At 67.0% G+C, this 21,183-nt stretch carries 20 protein-coding genes; 7 read left to right on the forward strand and 13 right to left on the reverse strand.

Going from position 1 to position 21,183, the window contains the following annotated elements; all coding sequences use genetic code 11:
- Window positions 1–63 precede the first annotated feature (63 nt).
- Both L3V85_RS23850 and L3V85_RS23855 read left to right on the forward strand, forming a co-directional pair.
- A complete protein-coding gene (locus tag L3V85_RS23850; protein ID WP_237675167.1) occupies window positions 64–1,791 on the forward strand; it encodes a SulP family inorganic anion transporter in 1,728 nt (575 codons plus the stop codon).
- Between the two features lie 14 nt (window positions 1,792–1,805).
- Window positions 1,806–2,690, forward strand: a complete 885-nt coding sequence (locus tag L3V85_RS23855; RefSeq protein WP_237675168.1) for a LysR substrate-binding domain-containing protein — start codon at window positions 1,806–1,808, stop codon at window positions 2,688–2,690.
- 9 nt (window positions 2,691–2,699) lie between these two features.
- Here the strand turns inward: L3V85_RS23855 and L3V85_RS23860 are convergent, their stop codons facing one another.
- From L3V85_RS23860 to clpB, 5 genes are all read right to left on the reverse strand, one after another.
- The gene (locus L3V85_RS23860; RefSeq protein ID WP_237675169.1) at window positions 2,700–3,281 is read right to left on the reverse strand and encodes a DUF3299 domain-containing protein; all 582 of its coding nucleotides are present in this window, start codon (window positions 3,279–3,281) and stop codon (window positions 2,700–2,702) included.
- Window positions 3,282–3,373: 92 nt separating this feature from the next.
- The gene (gene arfB, locus L3V85_RS23865) at window positions 3,374–3,781 is read right to left on the reverse strand and encodes an alternative ribosome rescue aminoacyl-tRNA hydrolase ArfB (RefSeq protein WP_237675170.1); all 408 of its coding nucleotides are present in this window, start codon (window positions 3,779–3,781) and stop codon (window positions 3,374–3,376) included.
- A 5-nt stretch (window positions 3,782–3,786) separates the two neighbouring features.
- Complete coding sequence (locus L3V85_RS23870; protein ID WP_237675171.1) at window positions 3,787–4,971, reverse strand: acetyl-CoA C-acyltransferase family protein; 1,185 nt, start codon at window positions 4,969–4,971, stop codon at window positions 3,787–3,789.
- Window positions 4,972–5,087: 116 nt separating this feature from the next.
- Window positions 5,088–5,420: a hypothetical protein gene (locus L3V85_RS23875; RefSeq protein ID WP_237675172.1), complete on the reverse strand. Its 333-nt coding sequence runs from the start codon at window positions 5,418–5,420 to the stop codon at window positions 5,088–5,090.
- 9 nt (window positions 5,421–5,429) lie between these two features.
- Window positions 5,430–8,051, reverse strand: coding sequence for an ATP-dependent chaperone ClpB (clpB, locus tag L3V85_RS23880; protein ID WP_237675173.1), 2,622 nt, complete (start codon window positions 8,049–8,051; stop codon window positions 5,430–5,432).
- Window positions 8,052–8,160: 109 nt separating this feature from the next.
- Between clpB and L3V85_RS23885 the strand changes: the two genes are divergently transcribed.
- Window positions 8,161–9,153, forward strand: a complete 993-nt coding sequence (locus L3V85_RS23885; protein WP_237675174.1) for a Bug family tripartite tricarboxylate transporter substrate binding protein — start codon at window positions 8,161–8,163, stop codon at window positions 9,151–9,153.
- Here L3V85_RS23885 and L3V85_RS23890 read toward each other — a convergent pair.
- Entirely contained in the window at window positions 9,150–9,626 is a 477-nt protein-coding gene (locus tag L3V85_RS23890; protein WP_237675175.1) for a molybdenum cofactor biosynthesis protein MoaE, read from the reverse strand. The genes L3V85_RS23885 and L3V85_RS23890 overlap by 4 nt on opposite strands.
- 263 nt (window positions 9,627–9,889) lie before the next feature.
- Here L3V85_RS23890 and dapA point away from each other — a divergent pair, with 263 nt between their 5' ends.
- On the forward strand, window positions 9,890–10,786 hold the full coding sequence (gene dapA, locus L3V85_RS23895) for a 4-hydroxy-tetrahydrodipicolinate synthase (protein ID WP_237675176.1): 897 nt from the start codon (window positions 9,890–9,892) through the stop codon (window positions 10,784–10,786).
- Here the strand turns inward: dapA and moaD are convergent.
- The 7 genes from moaD to L3V85_RS23930 are packed head-to-tail and all read right to left on the reverse strand — an operon-like array spanning window position 10,773 to window position 17,945.
- Entirely contained in the window at window positions 10,773–11,024 is a 252-nt protein-coding gene (moaD, locus tag L3V85_RS23900; protein ID WP_237675177.1) for a molybdopterin converting factor subunit 1, read from the reverse strand. The genes dapA and moaD overlap by 14 nt on opposite strands.
- An 8-nt stretch (window positions 11,025–11,032) precedes the next feature.
- Window positions 11,033–12,322 carry a gephyrin-like molybdotransferase Glp gene (gene glp / locus L3V85_RS23905; protein ID WP_237675178.1) on the reverse strand — a complete coding sequence of 430 codons (1,290 nt, stop codon included), beginning with the start codon at window positions 12,320–12,322 and terminating at the stop codon, window positions 11,033–11,035.
- Entirely contained in the window at window positions 12,315–12,860 is a 546-nt protein-coding gene (gene mobB / locus L3V85_RS23910) for a molybdopterin-guanine dinucleotide biosynthesis protein B (protein ID WP_237675179.1), read from the reverse strand. The genes glp and mobB overlap by 8 nt, the downstream gene beginning before the upstream one ends.
- Window positions 12,861–12,881: 21 nt before the next feature.
- Window positions 12,882–14,297, reverse strand: a complete 1,416-nt coding sequence (gene thrC, locus L3V85_RS23915) for a threonine synthase (protein ID WP_237675180.1) — start codon at window positions 14,295–14,297, stop codon at window positions 12,882–12,884.
- A gap of 38 nt (window positions 14,298–14,335) precedes the next feature.
- Entirely contained in the window at window positions 14,336–15,658 is a 1,323-nt protein-coding gene (locus L3V85_RS23920) for a homoserine dehydrogenase (protein ID WP_237675181.1), read from the reverse strand.
- A 23-nt stretch (window positions 15,659–15,681) separates the two neighbouring features.
- On the reverse strand, window positions 15,682–16,716 hold the full coding sequence (locus L3V85_RS23925) for a DUF1176 domain-containing protein (RefSeq protein ID WP_237675182.1): 1,035 nt from the start codon (window positions 16,714–16,716) through the stop codon (window positions 15,682–15,684).
- Window positions 16,713–17,945: a pyridoxal phosphate-dependent aminotransferase gene (locus L3V85_RS23930; protein ID WP_237675183.1), complete on the reverse strand. Its 1,233-nt coding sequence runs from the start codon at window positions 17,943–17,945 to the stop codon at window positions 16,713–16,715. Before L3V85_RS23930 ends, L3V85_RS23925 begins: the two co-directional genes overlap by 4 nt.
- A 176-nt stretch (window positions 17,946–18,121) precedes the next feature.
- Here L3V85_RS23930 and L3V85_RS23935 point away from each other — a divergent pair, with 176 nt between their 5' ends.
- The 3 genes from L3V85_RS23935 to L3V85_RS23945 all read left to right on the forward strand — a co-directional run bounded on the left by L3V85_RS23935 (window position 18,122) and on the right by L3V85_RS23945 (window position 21,139).
- Window positions 18,122–18,505 carry an Mth938-like domain-containing protein gene (locus L3V85_RS23935; RefSeq protein ID WP_237675184.1) on the forward strand — a complete coding sequence of 128 codons (384 nt, stop codon included), beginning with the start codon at window positions 18,122–18,124 and terminating at the stop codon, window positions 18,503–18,505.
- A gap of 145 nt (window positions 18,506–18,650) precedes the next feature.
- On the forward strand, window positions 18,651–19,127 hold the full coding sequence (locus tag L3V85_RS23940) for a peroxiredoxin (RefSeq protein WP_007830801.1): 477 nt from the start codon (window positions 18,651–18,653) through the stop codon (window positions 19,125–19,127).
- A gap of 209 nt (window positions 19,128–19,336) precedes the next feature.
- Window positions 19,337–21,139 (forward strand): PhoH family protein, encoded by a 1,803-nt coding sequence (locus L3V85_RS23945; RefSeq protein ID WP_237675185.1) that lies wholly within the window; start codon window positions 19,337–19,339, stop codon window positions 21,137–21,139.
- The last annotated feature ends 44 nt before the right edge of the window (window positions 21,140–21,183 follow it).

Below are 21,183 nucleotides of genomic sequence, written 5' to 3' on the forward strand. Positions count from 1 at the left end.
GCAGCGTAAGCTTCTCCGCGCCCGCGCGGCATCCAGCTCCGTCGCGGGCGTCATCCGTCATTCATGAATCCGGCCACCACTTCCCCCTCCCTGCGCCAGCGCCTTTCGCGCTGGGTTCCCTGCCTTGCCTGGCCCCGTCCCTCCGCCGCGCTGCTGCGCAACGAGGCGATGGCCGGCATCACCGTCGCGCTGATGGTCATCCCGCAAGGCGTGGCGTATGCCGCGCTGGCCGGCATGCCGCTGGTGACGGGCGTGTACGCGGCGCTGTTCCCGGCGCTGATCGCGGTGATGTTCAGTTCGTCCCAGCGGCTGTCGGTCGGGCCCACGGCGCTCACCAGTTTGCTGGTGGGTGCCTCGCTCGCACCGCTGGCGGTGGCGGGCAGCGCCGAGTGGGTAGCGATGGCGGTGTGGCTCACGCTGATGTCGGGCACGATCCAGATCGTGCTGGGCGCGGGGCGCTTCGGCTGGCTGCTGCGGCTGGTCAATTCGCCGGTGCTGATCGGCTTCACGCAGGGCGCGGCGGTGCTGATCGCCATCTCGCAGCTGCCGGCGCTGCTGGGCTTCACCGGCCGCACCATTCCGCAGGTGCTGCACGGCGGCCCGCTGCCCGACCTGGTGGCCATCGCCTTCGGGCTCGGCAGCATCGCGGTGCTGTGGCTGGGCAAGCGCATGCTGCCGCGCTTTCCGACCACGATGGCGCTGGTGGCCGGCGCGGCCGCCATCAGCTGGGCGATCGACTACGCGCTGCGCGGCGGCGCGGTGGTCGGCAGCCTGCCTTCGGGCCTGCCCTCTTTCTACTGGCCCGGCCTGCTGCCGATGAGCACGCTCGGCGCGCTGGTGCTGCCGGCGCTGATGATCACGCTGGTGAGCTTTCTGGAAACCGCATCGAGCGCCAAGGTCGACAACGCGCGCGCCGGCACGCTCTGGAACGAAAACCAGGATCTGATCGGCCAGGGCCTGGCCAAGCTGGCTTCGGGCTTCTCGGGCGCGTTCCCGACCAGCTCGTCGTTCTCGCGCTCGGCCATCACGCTCTATGCGGGCGCGCAGACCGGCTGGGCCACGCTGTTCAGCGTCGTGGTGGTGGCGGGCGCGCTGCTGTGGCTGATGCCGCTGCTGTACCACGTGCCGCAGGCGGTGCTGGCGGCGGTGGTGGTCACGGCCATCCTGGGGCTGGTGAAGCCGGCGAGCTTCACCGCGCTGTGGCGCATCTCGCGCATCGAGGCGGGCATTGCCTTCGGCACCTTCGTGCTGACCATCGCGACCGCGCCCAGCATCTACTGGGGCGTGCTCGGCGGGCTGCTGGCGGCCCTGGCGCACTACATGTACCGGCATCTGCATCCGCGCATCATCGAAGTGGGCCTGCACCCCGACGGCAGCCTGCGCGACCGCAACCTCTGGAAGCTGCCGCCGTTGGCGCCCCAGCTCTATGCGCTGCGCATGGATGCCGAGCTCGACTTCGCCTCGGCCTCCACGCTCGAGCGCGCGCTCACCGTGGCGCTGGCCGAACGGCCCGGGCTCACCGACGTGTGCCTGTTCGCGCAGCCGATCAACCGCATCGACATCACCGGCGCCGAAGTCTTCGGCTCGATCCGCCGGATGATGGAAGCCAAGGGCATCCGCCTGCACCTGAGCGGGATGAAGCTGCCGGCGATGCAGGTGCTGGAAAGCGCCGGCTTGCTCGCACCCGGGCCGATGCTGTTCAGCTACCGCACCGACGGCGAGGCGCTCGCGGCGCTGATGCCGCGCGTGGACGTGCCGGTGACTTCAGCCGAGACCGAGTCCGCCGCCTGAAACATCCCTCCCCGATGAAAACCACCATCGAAGAACTGGTCGCGTTCCGCACGGTGGTGGACACGGGCTCGATCACCGCCGCGTCGGAGCAGCTCGCGCAAACGGTCTCCGGCATCAGCCGCGCATTGAGCCGGCTCGAGCAGAAGCTCGACACCACGCTGCTTCGCCGCACCACGCGGCGGCTGGAACTCACCGAGGAAGGGGCGGCCTTCCTGCAGCGCACCCGCGCCATCCTCGATGCGATCGACGAAGCCGAAGAGCAGATGGCCGCGCGCCGCCAGCAGCCGGCCGGGCGCCTGCGCGTGAACGCGGCCTCGCCATTCATGCTGCATGCCGTCGTGCCGCTGGTGCCGGAGTTCCGAAGGCTCTATCCGCAGATCAGCCTGGAGCTGGACACCGACGACCTGCCCATCGACCTGCTGGAGCGCCGCACCGACATCGCGATACGCATCGGGCCGCTGCGCGACTCCACGCTGCATGCGCGCCCGCTGGGCACGCACCGGCTGCGCGTGCTCGCGAGCCCGGCGTATCTCGAAGCCAACGGCAAGCCGCGCAAAGTGGATGAGCTGGCCGGCCACGCGCTGCTCGGTTTCACCCAACCGGAGTCGCTCAACCGCTGGCCGCTGCGCGGTCCGCACGGCGACGAATGGACCATCGCGCCCACGGTGATGGCATCGAGCGGCGAAACTTTGCGCCAACTGGCGCTGGCCGGCGTGGGCATCGTCTGCCTGTCGGACTTCATGACGGGCGCCGACCGGGCCAGCGGCGCGCTGGTGCAGGTGCTGGCCAAGGACACGGTGGACGTACGCCAGCCGGTGAACGCGGTGTACTACCGCAACACGCAGCTGTCGGCGCGCATCACCTCGTTCCTCGATTTCCTGTCGCAGCGCATGGCCTGAGGGCCCGCGTCACTGCGGCTGCCTGGGCACGAAAGGATCGACCGTCGCCGAGGCGATCTCGTAGCCGCTCACGCCCATGTCGGCCGATGCATAGCGCGCCGCCTTCAGCGTGCCGCTGACGTATACCGTGTCCATCGCATGCAGGCCCTTCACTGGGCCGGGCGCGATCACGTGCACGATCTGGTTGGCGGGCGGTGGTGGCGTGTGGATGCAGGCGCCGAAGTAAGGCACCAGCAGGAATTCGCGAATGCCCTCCTGCCCCGCCTCCAGCGGCACGACGAAGCCCGCGAGCTTGGCCGCCTTGCCGTCGAGTTCGACGTTGACCGGTGCGTTGTCCCACACGGCGCGCATCTCGTCGAGCATCTGGATGGCCTGGGGGTCGTTGTCGCGCAGCGACTCGAGGCTGATGTTGCGGTAGCGCCTGGTCGGGTCCCAGCTCTTGGGGATCAGTTCTTCCCACTTGAGTTCGGGGGCGGCCGCGCTGCTGGCAACCTGTTCCGATGCCGCATCCGGCGCACAGCCACCCAGCAGCACGGCGAGCGGTGTCAGCAGAAGCGCCGACAACAGGACGCGTGCGATATGGCTTCTCATTCCTTCGATTGTGCGGCGACGATGTTGCAGACACATTGAACGGGCGCTTTGCCCCTCACCCCGTCTCGGCGTCCACGAAGACGCCGGCGCGCTCAGTCCCGCACCGGTCCGCGCAGATTCTTGATCTGCGAACGCTGGCTCTTGCCTTCGAGCCGCCGCTGCTTCGAGCCGTAGGTCGGCTTGGTGGCACGCCGCACGCGCGGGGGCGCGGCCACGCTGTCGATCACCGTCTGCAGGCGCGCGAAGGCGTCGGCGCGATTCATTTCCTGCGTGCGGTGCTGCTGTGCCTTGAGCACCAGCACGCCTTCCTGCGTGATGCGGCTGTCGCGCAGCGCGAGCAGCCGCTCCTTCACGTCGGCCGGCAGCGAACTCGCGGGGATGTCGTAGCGCAGATGTACCGCGCTCGAGACCTTGTTGACGTTCTGCCCGCCCGCGCCCTGCGCCCGGATGGCGCTGATCTCGACCTCGTCGGGGTCGATCAGGACGGGCGGACGCAGCATGCCGCTCAGACCCGTTCGAAGACGGCGGCAATGCCCTGCCCACCGCCGATGCACATCGTGACCAGCGCATAGCGCCCGCCGATGCGGTGCAGTTCGGCGATCGCCTTCGTCGTGATGATCGCGCCGGTCGCGCCCACCGGATGGCCCAGCGAAATGCCCGAGCCGTTCGGGTTCACCTTGGCGGGGTCGAAGCCCAGTTCCTTGATGACCGCGCAGGCCTGCGCCGCGAAGGCTTCGTTCGATTCGATCACGTCGAAATCGCTCACCTTCAGGCCGGTGCGTTCCAGCACCTTGCGCGTGGCCGGCACCGGGCCGATGCCCATGTACGCGGGCTCGACGCCTGCATGCGCATAGCCCACGAGGCGCGCGAGCGGCTTCAGGCCGCGTGCCTTGACGCTCTCTCCGGCAGCGAGCACCACGGCGGCGGCACCGTCGTTGATGCCCGATGCATTGCCGGCGGTGACGAGGCCGTCCTTCTTGAACGCGGGCTTCATCTTCGAGAGCGTCTCGACCGTGGTGTCGGCGCGCACATGCTCGTCGGTGTCGAAGAGCACGACGCCCTTGCGCGTCTTCACTTCGACCGGAACGATCTGCTCCTTGAAGCGGCCCGCAGCAATGGCGGCCGCCGCGCGCTGCTGGCTGCTCACCGCCAGCTCGTCCATCTGATCGCGCGTGATGCCATAGCGCGCGGCCACGTTTTCTGCCGTGATGCCCATGTGGATCTTCTCCCACGGGTCGTGGAGGATGCCGAGCATGTAGTCGACCAGCACCGAATCGCCCATGCGCGCGCCGTAGCGTGCCGACGTGTCGAAGTAAGGGCCCCGGCTCATCGATTCCGAGCCGCCGCCGATGGCGATGTCGCAGTCGCCCAGCGCAATGGCCTGCGCAGCCGACACGATGGCCTGCAGGCCGGAGCCGCAGAGCCGGTTCACGTTGAAGGCCGGCGTCTCGATGGGGCAGCCCGCGTCGATGGCGGCCACGCGGCTCAGGTAGGCGTCCTTCACGTCGGTGGGAATCACGTTGCCCATGACCACATGGCCGATGGCATTGGCCGTGACGCCGCTGCGCTCGATGGCGGCCTTGACGGCGGTGGTGGCCAGTTGGGTGTTGGGCACGTCCTTCAGCGAGCCGCCGAAGGTGCCGATGGCGGTGCGGGCGGTACCGACCACGAAGATGTCGCGCGAAGTCATTGAATGTCTCTCCTGGATGAAAGCAAAAAGCCGCGGCTGGCGAGCCGCGGCTCCAGGAGGACGATTCTGACGGCGAACGGCGCGACCGGCTGTCGCGCCCGAAATACCTGCGGCGTTCAGCCGCGCGGGGAAACAGATTTCGGCGACACGTCGGTCACGTCGCTGGCACTGCCGCGGATGCGCACGGGACGCTCCACCGATTCGCCACGTGCCCGGGCGTTGGCCACGTCGGCGGCGGTCGGCTCAGCCGGTTGTGCCGCATTGCGAAATCGATCGAAGCCCGAGCGGGGGTTGAAGCGCATGACCCATGGGGTCACAGGCTTGCCCGTGAGTCGCCCCCAGGCGTAGCGCACACCCCACACCGCCGCCAGCAACATGACCGCGACGGCCAGGCTGGCCGCGAAAACCAGCCCCAGGAGCAGAAGAATGACGCGAAAAATGAAGTTCATCATCCGACTTTAGGCCGAGGCAGCCGCGGTTGGTTCCCCGGCCTTGGTGAACGAGAACTGGCCGGGCGTCTGGATCGGGTCGGTCGTGACCTCGATCGTGTCCTTCGGCCCGAAGCTTCCGTCCAGCAGCAGCTTCGACAGCGGGTTCTCGATGCGCTGCTGAATCGCGCGCTTGAGCGGACGCGCACCGAACACCGGGTCGAAGCCGACCTTGGCGATCTCTGCCAGCGCAGCCGGCGAAACCTCCAGCCCCAGGTCCATCTTCGCGAGACGCGCCTGCAGCACCTTGAGCTGGATCGCGGCGATCGACTCGATGTTCTTAGCGTCGAGCGCATGGAACACCACGGTCTCGTCGATGCGGTTCAGGAACTCGGGGCGGAAGTAGTTCTTCAGCTCGTCCCACACCGCTTCCTTGATCTCCTCGGAAGGCTTGCCCACCATGGCCTGGATGATGGGCGAGCCGATGTTGCTCGTCATCACGATCACGGTGTTCTTGAAGTCCACGGTGCGGCCCTGGCCGTCGGTCAGACGTCCATCGTCCAGCACCTGCAGCAGCACGTTGAACACGTCGGGGTGGGCCTTCTCGACCTCGTCGAGCAGCACCACGCTGTAGGGCTTGCGGCGCACGGCTTCCGTGAGGTAGCCGCCCTCCTCGTAGCCCACGTAGCCCGGCGGCGCGCCGATCAGGCGGGCGACCGAATGCTTCTCCATGAACTCGCTCATGTCGATGCGGATCAGGTGGTCTTCGCTGTCGAACAGGAAGCCAGCGAGCGCCTTGCACAGCTCGGTCTTGCCCACGCCCGTGGGGCCGAGGAACAGGAACGAGCCAGTGGGACGGTTCGGATCGGAAAGCCCCGAGCGCGAGCGGCGGATCGCGTTGGCGACCGCACCGATGGCCTCGTCCTGGCCGACCACGCGCTCGTGCAGCTTGTCTTCCATCACGAGCAGCTTGTCGCGCTCGCCCTGCATCAGCTTGGCGACCGGAATGCCGGTGGCGCGCGCCACGACCTCGGCGATTTCTTCGGAGCCGACCTGCGTGCGCAGCAGCGTGGGCGCGCTGGACTTGCCCTTGCTCGCCTCGCTGGCCTCGGCTTCCTTCAGGCGCTTTTCGAGCGCCGGCAGTTGGCCGTATTGCAGCTCGGCGACCTTGTTGAAGTCGCCCTTGCGCTTCCATTCCTCGATCTGGAACTTGATCTTGTCGACGTCTTCGCGCACCTGAGCGCTGCCCTGGGCCTGCGCTTTTTCCGCCTGCCAGATTTCGTCGTAGTCGGCGATTTCCTTTTGCAGCTTGACGATCTCGTCCTCGATCAGGCCGAGGCGCTTCTGCGAGGCTTCGTCCTTTTCGCGGCGCACGGCTTCGCGCTCGATCTGCAGCTGGATGAGGCGGCGGTCGAGGCGGTCCATGACCTCGGGCTTGGAGTCCATCTCGATCTTGATCTTGGCCGCGGCCTCGTCGATCAGGTCGATGGCCTTGTCGGGCAGGAAGCGATCGGTGATGTAGCGGTCACTCAGCTCGGCCGCGGCCACGATGGCCGGGTCGGTGATCTGCACGCCGTGGTGCACTTCGTACTTCTCCTGCAGCCCGCGCAGGATGGCGATGGTGGCCTCCACGCTGGGCTCGCCCACGATGATCTTCTGGAAGCGGCGCTCCAGCGCGGCATCCTTCTCGATGTACTTGCGGTATTCGTCGAGCGTGGTGGCGCCCACGCAATGCAGTTCGCCGCGCGCGAGCGCCGGCTTGAGCATGTTGCCCGCGTCCATGGCGCCTTCGGCCTTGCCGGCGCCGACCATGGTGTGAAGCTCGTCGATGAAGACGATGGTCTGGCCTTCGTCCTTCGCGAGTTCGTTGAGCACGGTCTTCAGGCGCTCTTCGAATTCACCGCGGAACTTGGCACCGGCCAGCAGCGCGGCCATGTCGAGCGACAGCACGCGCTTGCCCTTGAGCGAATCGGGCACTTCTCCCGCGACGATGCGCTGCGCTAGGCCTTCCACGATAGCGGTCTTGCCCACGCCGGGTTCGCCGATGAGCACGGGGTTGTTCTTGGTGCGGCGTTGCAGCACCTGGATGGCGCGGCGGATTTCCTCGTCGCGGCCGATGACCGGGTCGAGCTTGCCCAGGCGGGCGCGCTCGGTCAGGTCCATGCAGTATTTCTTGAGGGCTTCGCGCTGGCCTTCGGCGTCGGCGCTGTTCACGCCCTGCCCGCCGCGCACGGCGTCGATGGCGGCTTCGAGCGACTTGCGGCTCAGGCCGTTCTCCTTGGCGGTCTTGCCGATGTCGGCCTTGCTGTCGGCCAGGGCCAGCAGGAAGAGTTCGCCGGCAATGAACTGGTCATTGCGCTTGATGGCTTCCTTCTCGGTGGCCTGCAGCAGCTTGCCGAGCTCGGGGCCGACCTGCACGATGTCGTGGCCCTGCACCTGCGGAAGTTTCTTGATGGCGGCTTCGGCCGCCTGCGTCAGGCCGGGCACGTTGACGCCGGCACGCTCCAGCAGGGCGCGGGGACCGTCGTCCTGCCGCAGCATCGCGGCCAGCAAGTGAGCCGGCTCGATGTAGGCGTTGTCGTTGCCCAGTGCGAGCGACTGTGCGTCGCCCAGTGCTTCCTGAAATTTGGTGGTGAGTTTGTCTTGTCGCATGGCTTGATTCCTGCATTCAAAATAGGGCCGTTCGCCGTCCCTTCAAGTGCAAAGACGCTCGAGGGGGTTTTTCTGTTTCTTTCCACTCTTGCTGTTTTTGGAGTCCATCATGTCCTTTTCAAGGCGCAATGTCGTGTCGCGCGGTGCGCAATTGCTGCTGGCGCTGGGTCTTTCGGCTGCCGTCCTGGCACCCGCGCAAGCCCAGAGCGGCACGCCCATCCGCCTGCTGGTCGGCTTCCCCGCCGGTGCCGGCACCGACGCCATTGCACGCACGCTGGGCGAGAAACTCAAGGACGTGCTGGGCGTGCCCGTGGTGGTCGAAAACCGCGCCGGCGCGGGCGGCCAGATCGCCGCGACGGTGCTGAAGTCTTCCCCTGCCGACGGCCACACGCTGCTGCTGTCGCATGACCACACCATATCGATCCTGCCGCAGGTCGTGAAGAACCCCGGCTTCAACCCGGCCACCGACTTCGTGCCCGTGGCCGGCTTCGCGACCTTCGCCAACGTGCTGGCGGTGTCGGGCGGCACGCCGGCCAAGACCATGGACGAGTACGTCAAATGGGTACGCACCCAGAAGGGCGGCAAGGAGACCATCGGCATTCCCGCGCCGGCCTCCATTCCCGAGTTCCTGGTGAAGATGATCTCGGACAAGTACAAGATCGACGTGCAGCCCGCGCCCTACCGCGGCAGCGCCCCCATGACGGCCGACATGCTGGGCAACCAGATCACCGCGGGCATCGCCTCGGTGCCGGACTTCATCGAGAACCACAAGGCCGGCAAGGTGCGCATCGTGGCCTCCATCGGCGCCAAGCGCCAGGCCGTGATCCCCAACGTGCCCACGTTCACCGAACTGGGCTTCGCGAACCTGGACGACCTGCCCTACTACGGCATCTTCGCGCCGGTGGGCACGCCCCAGCCGATCATCGACAAGTACGGCGACGCGCTGCAGAAGGTGCTGGCCATGCCCGACGTGAAGCAGAAGCTCACGACGATGGGCCTGACGGTTGGTTACGAGCCGCAGGGCCAGTTCGCGGGCCGCGTGCGCACCTACACGCAGACCTGGGAAAAGATCATCCAGTCCAGCGGCTTCAAGCCTCTTTAAGCATTCGGGGCGCTGATGCCCCAGCGCGCCAGGGCCGCGTCGTCGGCCACGCGCGCATCGACCCAGCGGGCGCCTTCGGGCGTCTGCTCTTTCTTCCAGAACGGCGCCTGGGTCTTGAGGTAGTCCATCAGGAACTCGCAGGCCTCGAAGCTCTGGCCGCGGTGGGCCGACACCACCGCCACCATCATGATCTGGTCCAGCGGCTGCAGCGGCCCGACGCGATGGATCACGCGCGCACCCAGGATGTCGAAGCGCCTGTGCGCCTCGTCGATCATGGCCTCGATGGCCTTCTCGGTCATGCCGGGGTAGTGCTCCAGCTCCATCGACGAGACGCTGCTGCCGTCATTGCGATCGCGCACCGTGCCCACGAAGCTGCACACCGCGCCCACGCGTTTGTCGCCGTCGCGCAACGCGGCAACCTCCCGCGAGAGGTCGAAATCGTTCGTCTGGATCGAAACACGGGCAACGCTCATGTCCGAATTGTGGCATCGCGATAGACTGTGCCGATGCCCCGCCTTGCCACGCCCACGCTCTTCCCGGTGCCTTCGCACCCCGAAGCCAGCCGTGCGCGCCAGGGCGGCAGCAACAAAGCAAAAAAACCAAAGCTCGTCTGACCGGAGCCGAGGTTCCGTCGTCGGATGAGCGACGGAACCTGCCAAGGCTTTGGCCCCTCCTGGGTTGCGCGCGCATCGGACGATGGTTCTTTCCATCGGTCGATTCCTGAAAGGAAGCCCGCGTGCCTCAACAACAGAACCCCACTACCCACACCGACTTTTCCGGTCTCTGGGTGGCCCTTGTCACCCCTTTCCGCGACGGCGCGGTGGACCACTCGGCCCTTGCCGCGCTGGTCCGAAGGCTCGCCAGTGACGGCGTGACGGGCTTCGTGCCCTGTGGCTCCACCGGCGAAGCCGCCGCGCTCGACGAGGCCGAACAACTGGCCGTGCTCGACACCGTGCTGGAAGCCGCGGGCGGCCTGCCGGTCGTGATGGGCGTTTCCGGCTACCACCTGGGCAAGGCCACGGCCTGGGCCCGCAAGCTCTCCGAGCGCCCGCTGGCGGGCCTGCTGGTATCGGCGCCGCACTACGTGCGCCCCTCGCAAGCCGGCCTGCTCGAATGGTTCCGTGCCATCGCCGACGCCAGCTCGGTGCCCGTGCTGGTCTACGACATTCCCTACCGCACCGGCGTCACCATCGCCCGCGACACGCTGCTGGCGCTGGCAGCGCACCCGCGCATCCGCGGCATCAAGGACTGCGGCGGCGACATGGCCAAGACGCGCGCCGTGATCGCCGACGGCCGCCTGCAGGTACTGACGGGTGAAGACCACCAGATCTTCGCCACCATGGCCGAAGGCGGCGTGGGCGCCATCGCGGCCAGCGGCAACGTGCAGACACGACGCTTCGTCCGCTTGGTGCGGCTGATGGCGGAAAACCGCCTGGCCGAGGCACGCGCCGAATGGCAGGCGCTGCAGCCGCTGGTGGAAATGCTCTTTGCCGAGCCGAACCCCGGCCCGGTGAAGGCCCTGCTCGCGCACGCGGGCGAAATGCAGAACGAATTGCGCTCGCCGATGACGCGCGCGTCGGACAGCCTGCGCGAGCGCCTCGTGGCGCTCGACGCCTCGCTCAGCCGCCCGTGACCGGCGGAAAGAAAGCGACCTCGCAGCTTTCGCGAAGGGCTGCGGCTTCGTCGCTCATCGTCTGATCGAGCGCCATGCGCACCGCCTTGCCCCGAGCGAGCGCGGTGGCGTAGGCACCGCCCCTTGCAATGAGTTCGTCGCGCAGGGCCGCGAGGGTTTCGGCCTGCGTATCGACGGCTTCGCCGCTGCTGGAAAGCGCCTCGCGCACCGAAGCGAAATACCGGACCTGGACCTTCATGACCGCGTTCAGCCCAGCAGCGAAGCGAAGGGAATGAAGTCGACGATGTCGCCCGACTTGATCGTCTGCCCCGCCGGGTTGTCGACCACGCCGTCGCCCCAGACCATCGAGGTGAGCACGCCCGAGCTCTGGTTGCCGAACAGCTCGAGTCCGCCCGCCGCGTTGCGCCGCGCGCGCAGGAACTCGCGGCGCTTGTCGGCGCGCGGCCAGTCGAAATCGGCGCGCATCTTCACCGGCTCCGGTGCGACACGCGTAGCGCCCTGCAAAGTCAGCAGGAAAGGCCGCACCAGCATCAGGAAGGTGAGGAAGCTCGACACCGGGTTGCCCGGCAGCCCCGTCACGTGGCAGGCGCCCTGCCCGTTGCCGCGCGCGATGGAGCCGTAGGCGAAGGGCTTGCCGGGCTTCATCGACAGCGACCACAACTGCAGCTCGCCCAGCGACTGCAGGGCAGCGCGGATGTGGTCTTCCTCGCCGACGGACACGCCGCCGGTCGTGATGATCAGGTCGCTGGTTTCGGCCGCATCGCGCAGCGCCGCGATGGTGGCTTCGCGGTTGTCGGGCACGATGCCCAGATCGTTCACCTCGCAGCCCAGGCGATGCAGCAACGCACGCATGAAGAAGCGGTTGGAGTTGTAGATGGCGCCGGGCTTCATCGCATCGGGCGCGACCTCGCCGGGCATCACCAGCTCGTCGCCGGTGGAGAGCATGGCCACGCGCGGCCTGCGCGCAACCTGCAGCTTGTGAAACCCGATGCTGGCCGCAAGGCCCAGCGCGGCAGGCGTCAGGCGCTCGCCCTTCTTGAGCACGACGTCGCCGGAGGCCACGTCTTCGCCCGCGCGGCGAATCCACTGGCCGGCGGCCGGCACGATGGCGATGCGCACCGAACCCAGGCCGCCCTCCTGCGGCGTGGCCGTCGTATCCTCCTGCATCACGACCGCGTCGGCGCCTTCAGGGATCTGCGCGCCGGTGAAGATACGCGCCGCCGTGCCCGCCGCTAGCGGCGTGCCGACGGTACCAGCGGGAATGCGCTGCGCCACCTTCAGCTCCGCGCCCGGCGCGGCGCAGTCGGCCACGCGCACGGCGTAGCCATCCATCGCGCTGTTGTCGCGCGGCGGCACCGTGAGGCCGGAGACGAGGTCCTGCGCCAGCACGCGGCCGTCGGCGTCGAAGGTGCCGACGCTTTCGTTCGGCAGTGCCGTGGGCTGTGCCTTTGCGAGCAGGACGGCGATCGCCTCGTCCAGCGGCATCAGCGGCGGACGCGACGAAGAGGCGGAGAAAGGAACGGGTGAATCAGCCATGGTGTTCGGGGTTGTATTCGAAGCGGTCGCCGCTGTCGATCAACCACTTCGCAATGGCCTCGGCGTCGTTGAGGTCGAACAGCGGGCGCCCGGTGGGCGACGGCAGGCTGCCGGGCGCATCGGTGGCGACGGCGGTGACGAAGGGGTCGTCGGTGTAGAGCACCGGGCGCGCCGGCTCGCCCTCTTCGGGCTGGCGCCAGATCTCGATCTTGAGCACGTCGCTGTGCCGGAAGCCCTCGACCAGCACCCAGTCGGCCGCCGGATGCACCTCGGCCAGCAGCTGGTGCACGCTGAGTTCCACAGGCACCTCGAATTCGCGCATCACCGCCAGCCGCTGGTCGGACGCCACCACCACCTCGAAGGCGCCGGCCTCGCGGTGGCGATACGTGTCCTTGCCGGGATGGTCGATGTCGAACTTGTGGTGCGCGTGCTTGACCACCGACACGCGCTGCCCGTGCCGCTTGAGCGCCGGAATGAGGCGCTCCAGCAGCGTGGTCTTGCCCGCGCCCGAATAGCCGGCAAAGCCGACGACCTTCATGCGCGGGCCCGGCCTTGCTGGTCAGTCACAGTTCTGCGCGATGTAGGCCTTGACGGCTTCCGCATCGGCCGGCAGCTTGACGACGCGCTTGGGCAGCGCCTCGATGCCTTCGAACTTCTTCGGACGCGCGGGCTCTTCGCCCAGCGCCTCGACCAGCGTTTCAGCGAACTTGATGGGCAACGCGGTTTCGAGCACCACCATCGGCACGCCCGGCGCGAGGTGTTCGCGCGCGGCCTTCAGGCCGTCGGCGGTGTGCGGGTCGACCAGCGTGGCAAAGCGCTTGTCGGTGTCGCGGATGACGGCCAGGCGGTCGGCGTGCGTGCTGCGGCTGCTCTTGAAGCCGAAGCGTTCCGCGGCCTGTTTGAACACCGGGTCGCCGCTCAGGTCGAAGCTGCCCTGCAGGCCCAGGTCTTCCACGAACAGCTTGCGCAGCTTGGCTGCATCGCGGCCCACCAGGTCGAACACGAAGCGCTCGAAGTTGCTGGCCTTGCTGATGTCCATCGACGGACTGGAGGTTTCATGCGTGTCGGCGGCGCCGCGCACGCGGTACACGCCGGTGCGGAAGAACTCGTCGAGCACGTCGTTCTCGTTGGTGGCGACCACCAGCGTCTGGATCGGCAGGCCCATCATGCGCGCCACGTGGCCCGCGCAGACGTTGCCGAAGTTGCCCGAAGGCACGGTGAAGCTCACCGGCTTGTCGTTGCTCGCCGTGGCCTGGAAGTAGCCTGCGAAGTAGTAGACGACCTGCGCCAGCAGGCGCGCCCAGTTGATCGAGTTGACCGTGCCGATGCGGTACTTGCGCTTGAAGCCCAGGTCGTTAGACACCGCCTTGACGATGTCCTGGCAGTCGTCGAACACGCCGGTGATGGCGATGTTGTGGATGTTCTCGTCCTGCAGGCTGAACATCTGCGCCTGCTGGAACGGGCTCATGCGGCCGTCCGGCGAGGTCATGAAGACGCGCACGCCCTTCTTGCCGCGCATGGCGTACTCGGCCGCGCTGCCGGTGTCGCCGCTGGTGGCGCCCAGGATGTTGAGTTCCGCGCCGCGGCGGCCCAGTTCGTACTCGAACAGGTTGCCCAGCAGCTGCATCGCCATGTCCTTGAAGGCCAGTGTGGGGCCGTTCGACAGGGCTTCGAGGTACACGCCGTCCTCGAGCTCGCGCAGCGGCACGATCTCGTCGGAGCCGAACACTTCGGCGGTGTAGGTCTTCGCGCAGAGAGCCTTGAGGTCGGCCGCCGGAATGTCGTCGATGTAGAGCGACAGGATCTCGAAGGCCAGCTCGGCATACGGCAGGTCGCGCCATTTGGCGAGCGTGGCGGTGTCGACCTTGGGGTACTGCTCGGGCAGGTAGAGGCCGCCATCGGGCGCCAGGCCTTCGAGGAGGATGTCGCAAAAGCGCTTGCGGTCGGGGTGGCCGCGGGTGCTCAGGTAGTTCACTTTGGATGCTCGGTTGTTTGGCGTTGGCGAACCGTCGCTCAGGACAGCTCTTCCTTGCGGATGCGCACGATGGGTTGCAGCACGGTCGGCAGCGCCTGCAGCTCGGCCAGCACGTCGTTGACGGTGCCTTCGCGGGCGTCGTGCGTGAGGATGATCAGGTCGGTCTGGGTGGAGCCCTCGCCGCCCACTTCGTCGGCTTCGCGCTGCAGCACGGCGTCGATGCTGATGCCGGCGGTGGCGAGCAGGCCCGTCACCTTGGCGAGCACGCCGGCCTGGTCGGCCACGCGCAGGCGCAGGTAGTAGCTGGTGACGACCTCGGTCATCGGCAGCACCTTCAGGTCGCTCATGGCGTCGGGGTGGAAGGCCAGGTGCGGCACGCGGTGCGCCGCATCCGCCGTGTGCAGGCGCGTGATGTCGACCAGGTCGGCGATCACCGCGCTGGCCGTGGGTTCGCTGCCCGCGCCCTTGCCGTAGTACAGCGTGGTGCCGACGGCGTCGCCGTGCACGACCACCGCGTTCATCGCGCCCTCGACGTTGGCCAGCAGGCGCTTGGACGGCACCAGCGACGGATGCACGCGCAACTCGATGCCCTTGGCGGTGCGCTTGGTCACGCCCAGCAGCTTGATGCGGTAGCCGAGCTGTTCGGCGTACTTGATGTCTTGCGCGGCGAGCTTGGTGATGCCCTCGATGTGGGCCTTGTCGAACTGCACCGGAATGCCGAAGGCGATCGCGCTCATCAGCGTGACCTTGTGGCCGGCATCGACGCCTTCGATGTCGAAGGTCGGGTCGGCTTCGGCGTAGCCCAGGCGCTGCGCTTCCTTGAGCACGGTCGCGAAGTCCAGACCCTTGTCGCGCATCTCGGACAGGATGAAGTTGGTGGTGCCGTTGATGATGCCGGCCAGCCACTGGATGCTGTTGGCCGTGAGGCCTTCGCGCAACGCCTTGATGATCGGAATGCCGCCGGCCACCGCGGCCTCGAAGGCCACCATCACGCCCTTGGCGTGCGCCGCCGCGAAGATCTCGGTGCCGTGCACCGCCAGCAGCGCCTTGTTGGCCGTGACCACGTGCTTGCCGGCCGCGATGGCTTCGAGCACCAGTTGCTTGGCGATGCCGTAGCCGCCGATCAGCTCGATGACGATGTCGATGTCGGGGTTGGCGATGACTTCGCGCGCATCGCTGACCACCTTGACGCCTTCGCCGGCCACTTCGCGGGCACGGGCGGTGTCCAGGTCGGCCACCATGGTGATCTCGATGCCGCGGCCGGCGCGGCGCTTGATTTCTTCCTGGTTGCGCTGGAGCACCTTGAAGGTGCCGCTGCCGACCGTGCCTGCGCCAAGCAGGCCTACTTGGATGGATTTCATTGGGAGAGTCGCGTTCATGGCGTTCATGGTTTGGATGGGGTGGCGGTCGGCCCGGTCACGACGACGCGGCTGACGTAGCGGGGCAAGGTCCAGGCGCCGCCTGCGAAGCCACGGCACATGCCGTCGCCCGTCGCGCCGGTGCGCACGAAGTCCTTGCCGTTGAAATTCCAGGTTTCGGCCGACCAGCAGTCGCCGATGCCGCGCCCCTTCATGGCAGAGGTGACGCTGGCGTCCTTCTCGTCGAACTCGCCGCTGGCCTCGAGGGACACGGGCGCATAGGGCGGCTTGTCGTTGGCGAGCCAGAGCAGCGTGGTGTAGTTGTACGCCCCGACGCCGCAGCCCAGGGCCAGCAACACCTTGCGGTCGTTCAGTCGGTGGACTTCCATCGACTTGGCGTTGACCTGGTCCTGGTTGTTGCACTGCTCGCGCGCATCCTTCAGGTCGAGCGAGGGGAAGATGCGCGCGGCCAGCGCGTCGTCGCCGGCACGCGCCTTCGGCGGCCTGGGCACGTCGACGACGGGCATGGGCACCGGCGGCAACACGGAGGACTCGGGCTTGGTGCCCTTGCGCACCAGCGCGCCCGGCGTGCCGACGCGGCCCTGCGCTTCGTCCATCTTCAGCAGCACGGCGTTGAGGCCGGAAAGCGAAAGAACCCACTTCTTGCCGCCGCCCGCCGTGACCTGGGCTTCGTCGCCCTTGAGAAGTTCGGGCAGGACGGCGCGGACCTGGCTGTCGTCGAAGCTGGCGGTTCCCGCTTCGAGGCCGGAGACCGTGGCCTTGCCGACCTTGAAGCGCAGCGTGCCCTTGACGCCGTCGGTGTCGCCGATCTGCAGCTGCACGTCGATCGGCGTACCGGGGCCGGCCTTGCGGGTGACGAGCATAGACACCGGCTCGCTGCCGCCGCTGTCCGCTTGGTAGCCGGCGGCGCGGCAGGTCAGCGTGTTGTCGCAGGCCAGTTCCCAGTCGTTGTGCGAGAACGCGACCGGCTCCTTGCCGGCGGCGCCAACGGACAGCGCGACCAGGGACGACAGCGCCACGGCGACACGGGCGAGGTTCATGAGCCCGTCTTGCGGCGCAGGCGGTACTGCTCCAGGAACTTGGCGATGCGGTTGATGGCTTCGCGCAGGTCGTCCTCGTGGGGCAGGAACACGATGCGAAAATGGTCGGGCGTGGCCCAGTTGAAGCCGGTGCCCTGCACCAGCATCACGCGGGTTTCCTTCAGCAGCTCGAGGAAGAACTGGCGGTCGTCCTCGATCGGATAGACCTCCGGGTCGAGCTTGGGGAACATGTAGAGCGCGGCGCTCGGCTTGACGCAGCTCACGCCGGGAATGGCGGTGATCAGCTCGTAGGCCAGGTCGCGCTGGCGGCGCAGGCGTCCGCCCTCGCACACGAGGTCGTTGATGCTCTGGTAGCCGCCCAGCGCCGTCTGGATGGCCCACTGGCCCGGCACGTTGGCGCACAGGCGCATGTTCGAGAGCATGTTCAGGCCCTCGATGTAGTCCTGCGCGGCGCGCTTGTTGCCCGACACCGCGAGCCAGCCGGCACGGTAGCCGCACGAACGGTAGCTCTTGGAGAGCGAATTGAAGGTCAGCGTGAGCACGTCGGTCGACAGGCTCGCGATGGCCGTGTGCTTGACGCCGTCGTAGAGCACCTTGTCGTAGACCTCATCGGCGAAGATCACGAGGCTGTGCTCGCGCGCAATGGCCACGATGCTCTTGAGCAGGTCGTCGGAATACAGCGCGCCGGTCGGGTTGTTCGGGTTGATGACCACGATGCCCTTGGTGCGCGGCGTGATCTTGGCGCGGATGTCGTCCAGGTTGGGCATCCAGCCGTTGGCCTCGTCGCACAGGTAGTGCACCGGGGTGCCGCCGGACAGGCTCGTGGAGGCGGTCCACAGCGGGTAGTCGGGGGCCGGCAGCAGCAGCTCGTCGCCGTCGTTGAGCAGCGCGTTCGTGGACATGGCGATCAGTTCGCTGGCGCCGTTGCCGAGGTAGATGTCGTCGAGCGTGACGCCCACCACGCCCTGCTTCTGCGTCTCGTGCATCACGGCCTTGCGCGCGGCGAAGACACCCTTGCTGTCCGAATAGCCCGCCGAGGTCGGCAGGTTGCGGATCATGTCCTGCTGGATTTCCTCGGGTGCGTCGAAGCCGAACACGGCCAGGTTGCCGATGTTGAGCTTGATGATCTTCTGGCCGTCCTCTTCCATCTGCTTGGCGGCGTCCATGATGGGGCCGCGGATGTCATAGAGAACGTTGGCCAGCTTGGCCGATTTCTTGAGCTGCTTCAAAGGGCCCTCCCGGGCGCGGATTAACGGGTTGAGACGGGTTTGTTACTCGGAGATACAGGCCGGCGAGGCTCCTGCAAGGCTCGCGAGGCTCGTTCGGGGGTTCGTTGGAGAAAGCCCTTGCAAGCCCTCTGGCACCAGGGAAAACCTATAATTTGACCACAGTTCCCAGTGTCCAGATGAAGCTCCAGCCCGACAAATCAGACGCCCAATCACTCACCGCGCACGGCCCCGGCTGGGTTGCAATCAACAACGAAAAAGTCGAAGGCAGCGTGGTCGTCGGCTCGCGCGGCGAGCGCTTCGAATGGAACTGCGCCAGCTTCGACCAGCTCGGTCCCGAGCATTTCGCGCAGCTGGCCTCGCTGGGCGCGGAATTGATCATTTTCGGCAGCGGAAACCGCATCCGCTTTCCCCAGCCCGCCTGGCTGAAGCCCCTCATGTCGCAGCGCACCGGCGTCGAGACCATGGACACCGCGGCAGCCTGCCGGACCTACAACATCCTGGCCGGAGAAGGCCGGCATGTGATTGCCGCCCTGCTCGTGGAGAGCCCGGCGGGTGGCTGATACAGGTGTTTTCGGGGTAAAATACTAGGTTGCGAACAGGCCAGCTACCCCAAAGTTAGCAACGACCAATCCTCCATTCATCGAGCAAGCCCGAAAACGGCTGAGAGGGCTCGAGGAATGGAATCTAACGGAGAAAACAAGTTTCATGGCGATCGTTGTCAACAAACCCATTCCTGAATTCGACGCCAACGCCACGGGCGGCCTCAAGGTCTCGAATACCTCGCATCTCGGCCACGTGCTGGTCATGTATTTTTACCCGAAAGATAACACTCCGGGTTGCACAACCGAAGCCATGCAGTTTCGCGACCGCTACAAAGACTTCGAAAAAGCCGGCGCCACGGTCTTCGGCGTGTCCCGCGACAACATGAAGTCGCATGACGAATTCAAGGCCAAGCTCGAACTCCCCTTCGAACTCATCGCCGACACCGAAGAAAAAATGTGCCACATGTTCGGCGTGGTCAAGAACAAGATCATGTACGGCAAGAAGGTCAAGGGCATCGAGCGCAGCACCTTCCTGATCGGCGCCGACGGCATCCTGAAGGCCGAATGGCGCGGGCTCAAGGTTCCGGGGCACGTCGACGACGTGCTCAAGGCGGTCAAGGCGCTCAAGAAGGCGGCCTGATCACCGCAAGCGCGGGAGGCGCGCTTTCGCGGCGTTGCGTGGGAAATGCCCAACGCAGCACGCAAAAGAGCCCCCGGCGCGTCATTTGCGGTGTGCATAATGGCCTCATGCCGTTGAGCTCCACGACCGCATCCCCCGAACAAAGCCGCCTTGGTCTTCAGGCGGCTTTTTCGTTTTCTGGTTCCCACTTCCTGCGAGCGATCTGACACATGCCATTGCCTCCCGCCCCAACGAAACGCGCTGCATTGCTTTCGCCGGACGCACTCGACGCGCCCGCCCGGTCCTCGCACAGGGGCTCGCGCCGCGCAACCGAACAGCGCGCCGATGAAGCGCCCGCGCGCACGCCGCAACCGCTGGAACTGTTCGACAGCATCGGCACAGAAGGCGCCGGCGGCGCACCCGCCACCACACGCCCGACGCGTCGTACCAAGGCGAAGGCCGTGCCCGCGGCCACCCCGGTGACCGCACCAGCACCCGTGAGCGCGCCCCAGCCGCAAGCCCTGATTCAGGTCGAAACGAAAGCCCCTGTCGCTCTGGCAGCGGCGCCCGTCGCCCCCGCGCCTCAGGCTCCGGCCCGCCCCAAGCGCAGCAAGTCCACCGGCCCCGCCAAGCTGTTCGTGCTCGACACCAACGTGTTGCTGCACGACCCGATGTGCCTGTTCCGCTTCGAGGAACACGACATCTTCCTGCCGATGATCGTGCTGGAAGAGCTCGACGGCCACAAGAAAGGCACCACCGAAGTCGCCCGCAACGGCCGCCAGACAAGCCGCACGCTCGACGCGCTGGCCGCCGCACAAGACGCCGACATCGACAAGGGCCTGAAGCTCGACACCACCGGCCATCGCGAAGCCGGCGGCCGGCTGTTCTTCCAGACCGCTCCGCTCGACTACTCGCTGCCGGTCAGCCTGCCCCAGGGCAAGGCGGACAACCAGATCCTGGGCGTGGTGCAGGCGCTGCGCGACGAGTACGCCACCGACAAACCCGGCAAGCCGAAGCAGGAAGTGGTGCTGGTGTCGAAGGACATCAACATGCGCGTCAAGGCACGCGCGCTGGGCCTGGCCGCCGAGGATTACCAGAACGACAAGACGCTGGACGACGGCGACCTGCTGTACGCCGGCTCGCTCGCCCTGCCGCCCGACTTCTGGACCCGCCAGAGCAAGACGGTGGAAAGCTGGCAGAGCGGCAGCAACACCTTCTACCGGATCAGCGGTCCGCTGGTGCCCAACCTGTACATCAACCAGTTCGTCTTCTTCGAAGCGCCTGGCGAGCCGAGCATGTACGCGCGCGTCACCGAAATCCGCGACAAGACCGCGGTGCTCAAGACGCTCAAGGACTACAGCTCCGGCAAGAACGCCGTGTGGGGCGTGAACACCCGCAACCGCGAGCAGAACTTCGCGATGAACCTGCTGATGGACCCGGAGATCGACTTCGTCACGCTGACCGGCACCGCCGGCACCGGCAAGACCCTGATGGCGCTGGCCTCCGGCCTCACGCAGGTGCTCGACGACCGCCGCTACACCGAGATCATCATGACCCGCGCCACCGTGAGCGTGGGCGAGGACATCGGCTTCCTGCCCGGCACCGAAGAAGAAAAGATGGGCCCCTGGATGGGCGCGCTCGACGACAACCTCGAGTTCCTCGCCAAGGGCGACGGCGGCGGCGCCGGCGAGTGGGGCCGCGCGGCCACCAACGAGCTGATCCGCAGCCGCATCAAGGTCAAGAGCATGAACTTCATGCGCGGACGTACCTTCCTGAACAAGTACGTGATCATCGACGAGGCGCAGAACCTCACGCCCAAGCAGATGAAGACGCTGATCACGCGTGCCGGCCCCGGCACCAAGATCATCTGCATGGGCAACCTCGCGCAGATCGACACGCCGTACCTCACGGAAGGCTCTTCTGGACTGACCTTCGCGGTCGACAAGTTCAAGGGCTGGCCGCACGGCGGGCACATCACGCTGGCGCGCGGCGAGCGCTCGCGGCTGGCCGATTTCGCCAGCGACGTGCTCTAAGCCTTCGCAGCAGCGTCCCGTACCGGGCCCGCGCATGCTCTTGC

Source organism: Variovorax paradoxus, from assembly GCF_022009635.1.
Lineage (GTDB): Bacteria > Pseudomonadota > Gammaproteobacteria > Burkholderiales > Burkholderiaceae_C > Variovorax.

Bases quoted from the DNA above. Each gene is read 5' to 3' on its own strand.
- mobB (WP_237675179.1), bottom strand. From the start codon at position 12,860: ATGAAGGTCGTCGGCTTTGCCGGCTATTCGGGCGCGGGCAAGACCACG.
- L3V85_RS23940 (WP_007830801.1), top strand. From the start codon at position 18,651: ATGGCGATCGTTGTCAACAAACCCATTCCTGAATTCGACGCCAACGCC.
- moaD (WP_237675177.1), bottom strand. From the start codon at position 11,024: ATGAAGGTCCAGGTCCGGTATTTCGCTTCGGTGCGCGAGGCGCTTTCC.
- L3V85_RS23935 (WP_237675184.1), top strand. From the start codon at position 18,122: ATGAAGCTCCAGCCCGACAAATCAGACGCCCAATCACTCACCGCGCAC.
- L3V85_RS23870 (WP_237675171.1), bottom strand. From the start codon at position 4,971: ATGACTTCGCGCGACATCTTCGTGGTCGGTACCGCCCGCACCGCCATC.
- L3V85_RS23945 (WP_237675185.1), top strand. From the start codon at position 19,337: ATGCCATTGCCTCCCGCCCCAACGAAACGCGCTGCATTGCTTTCGCCG.
- L3V85_RS23850 (WP_237675167.1), top strand. From the start codon at position 64: ATGAATCCGGCCACCACTTCCCCCTCCCTGCGCCAGCGCCTTTCGCGC.
- arfB (WP_237675170.1), bottom strand. From the start codon at position 3,781: ATGCTGCGTCCGCCCGTCCTGATCGACCCCGACGAGGTCGAGATCAGC.
- L3V85_RS23890 (WP_237675175.1), bottom strand. From the start codon at position 9,626: ATGAGCGTTGCCCGTGTTTCGATCCAGACGAACGATTTCGACCTCTCG.
- L3V85_RS23885 (WP_237675174.1), top strand. From the start codon at position 8,161: ATGTCCTTTTCAAGGCGCAATGTCGTGTCGCGCGGTGCGCAATTGCTG.
- L3V85_RS23875 (WP_237675172.1), bottom strand. From the start codon at position 5,420: ATGAACTTCATTTTTCGCGTCATTCTTCTGCTCCTGGGGCTGGTTTTC.
- glp (WP_237675178.1), bottom strand. From the start codon at position 12,322: ATGGCTGATTCACCCGTTCCTTTCTCCGCCTCTTCGTCGCGTCCGCCG.
- L3V85_RS23920 (WP_237675181.1), bottom strand. From the start codon at position 15,658: ATGAAATCCATCCAAGTAGGCCTGCTTGGCGCAGGCACGGTCGGCAGC.
- L3V85_RS23925 (WP_237675182.1), bottom strand. From the start codon at position 16,716: ATGAACCTCGCCCGTGTCGCCGTGGCGCTGTCGTCCCTGGTCGCGCTG.
- L3V85_RS23860 (WP_237675169.1), bottom strand. From the start codon at position 3,281: ATGAGAAGCCATATCGCACGCGTCCTGTTGTCGGCGCTTCTGCTGACA.
- L3V85_RS23855 (WP_237675168.1), top strand. From the start codon at position 1,806: ATGAAAACCACCATCGAAGAACTGGTCGCGTTCCGCACGGTGGTGGAC.
- clpB (WP_237675173.1), bottom strand. From the start codon at position 8,051: ATGCGACAAGACAAACTCACCACCAAATTTCAGGAAGCACTGGGCGAC.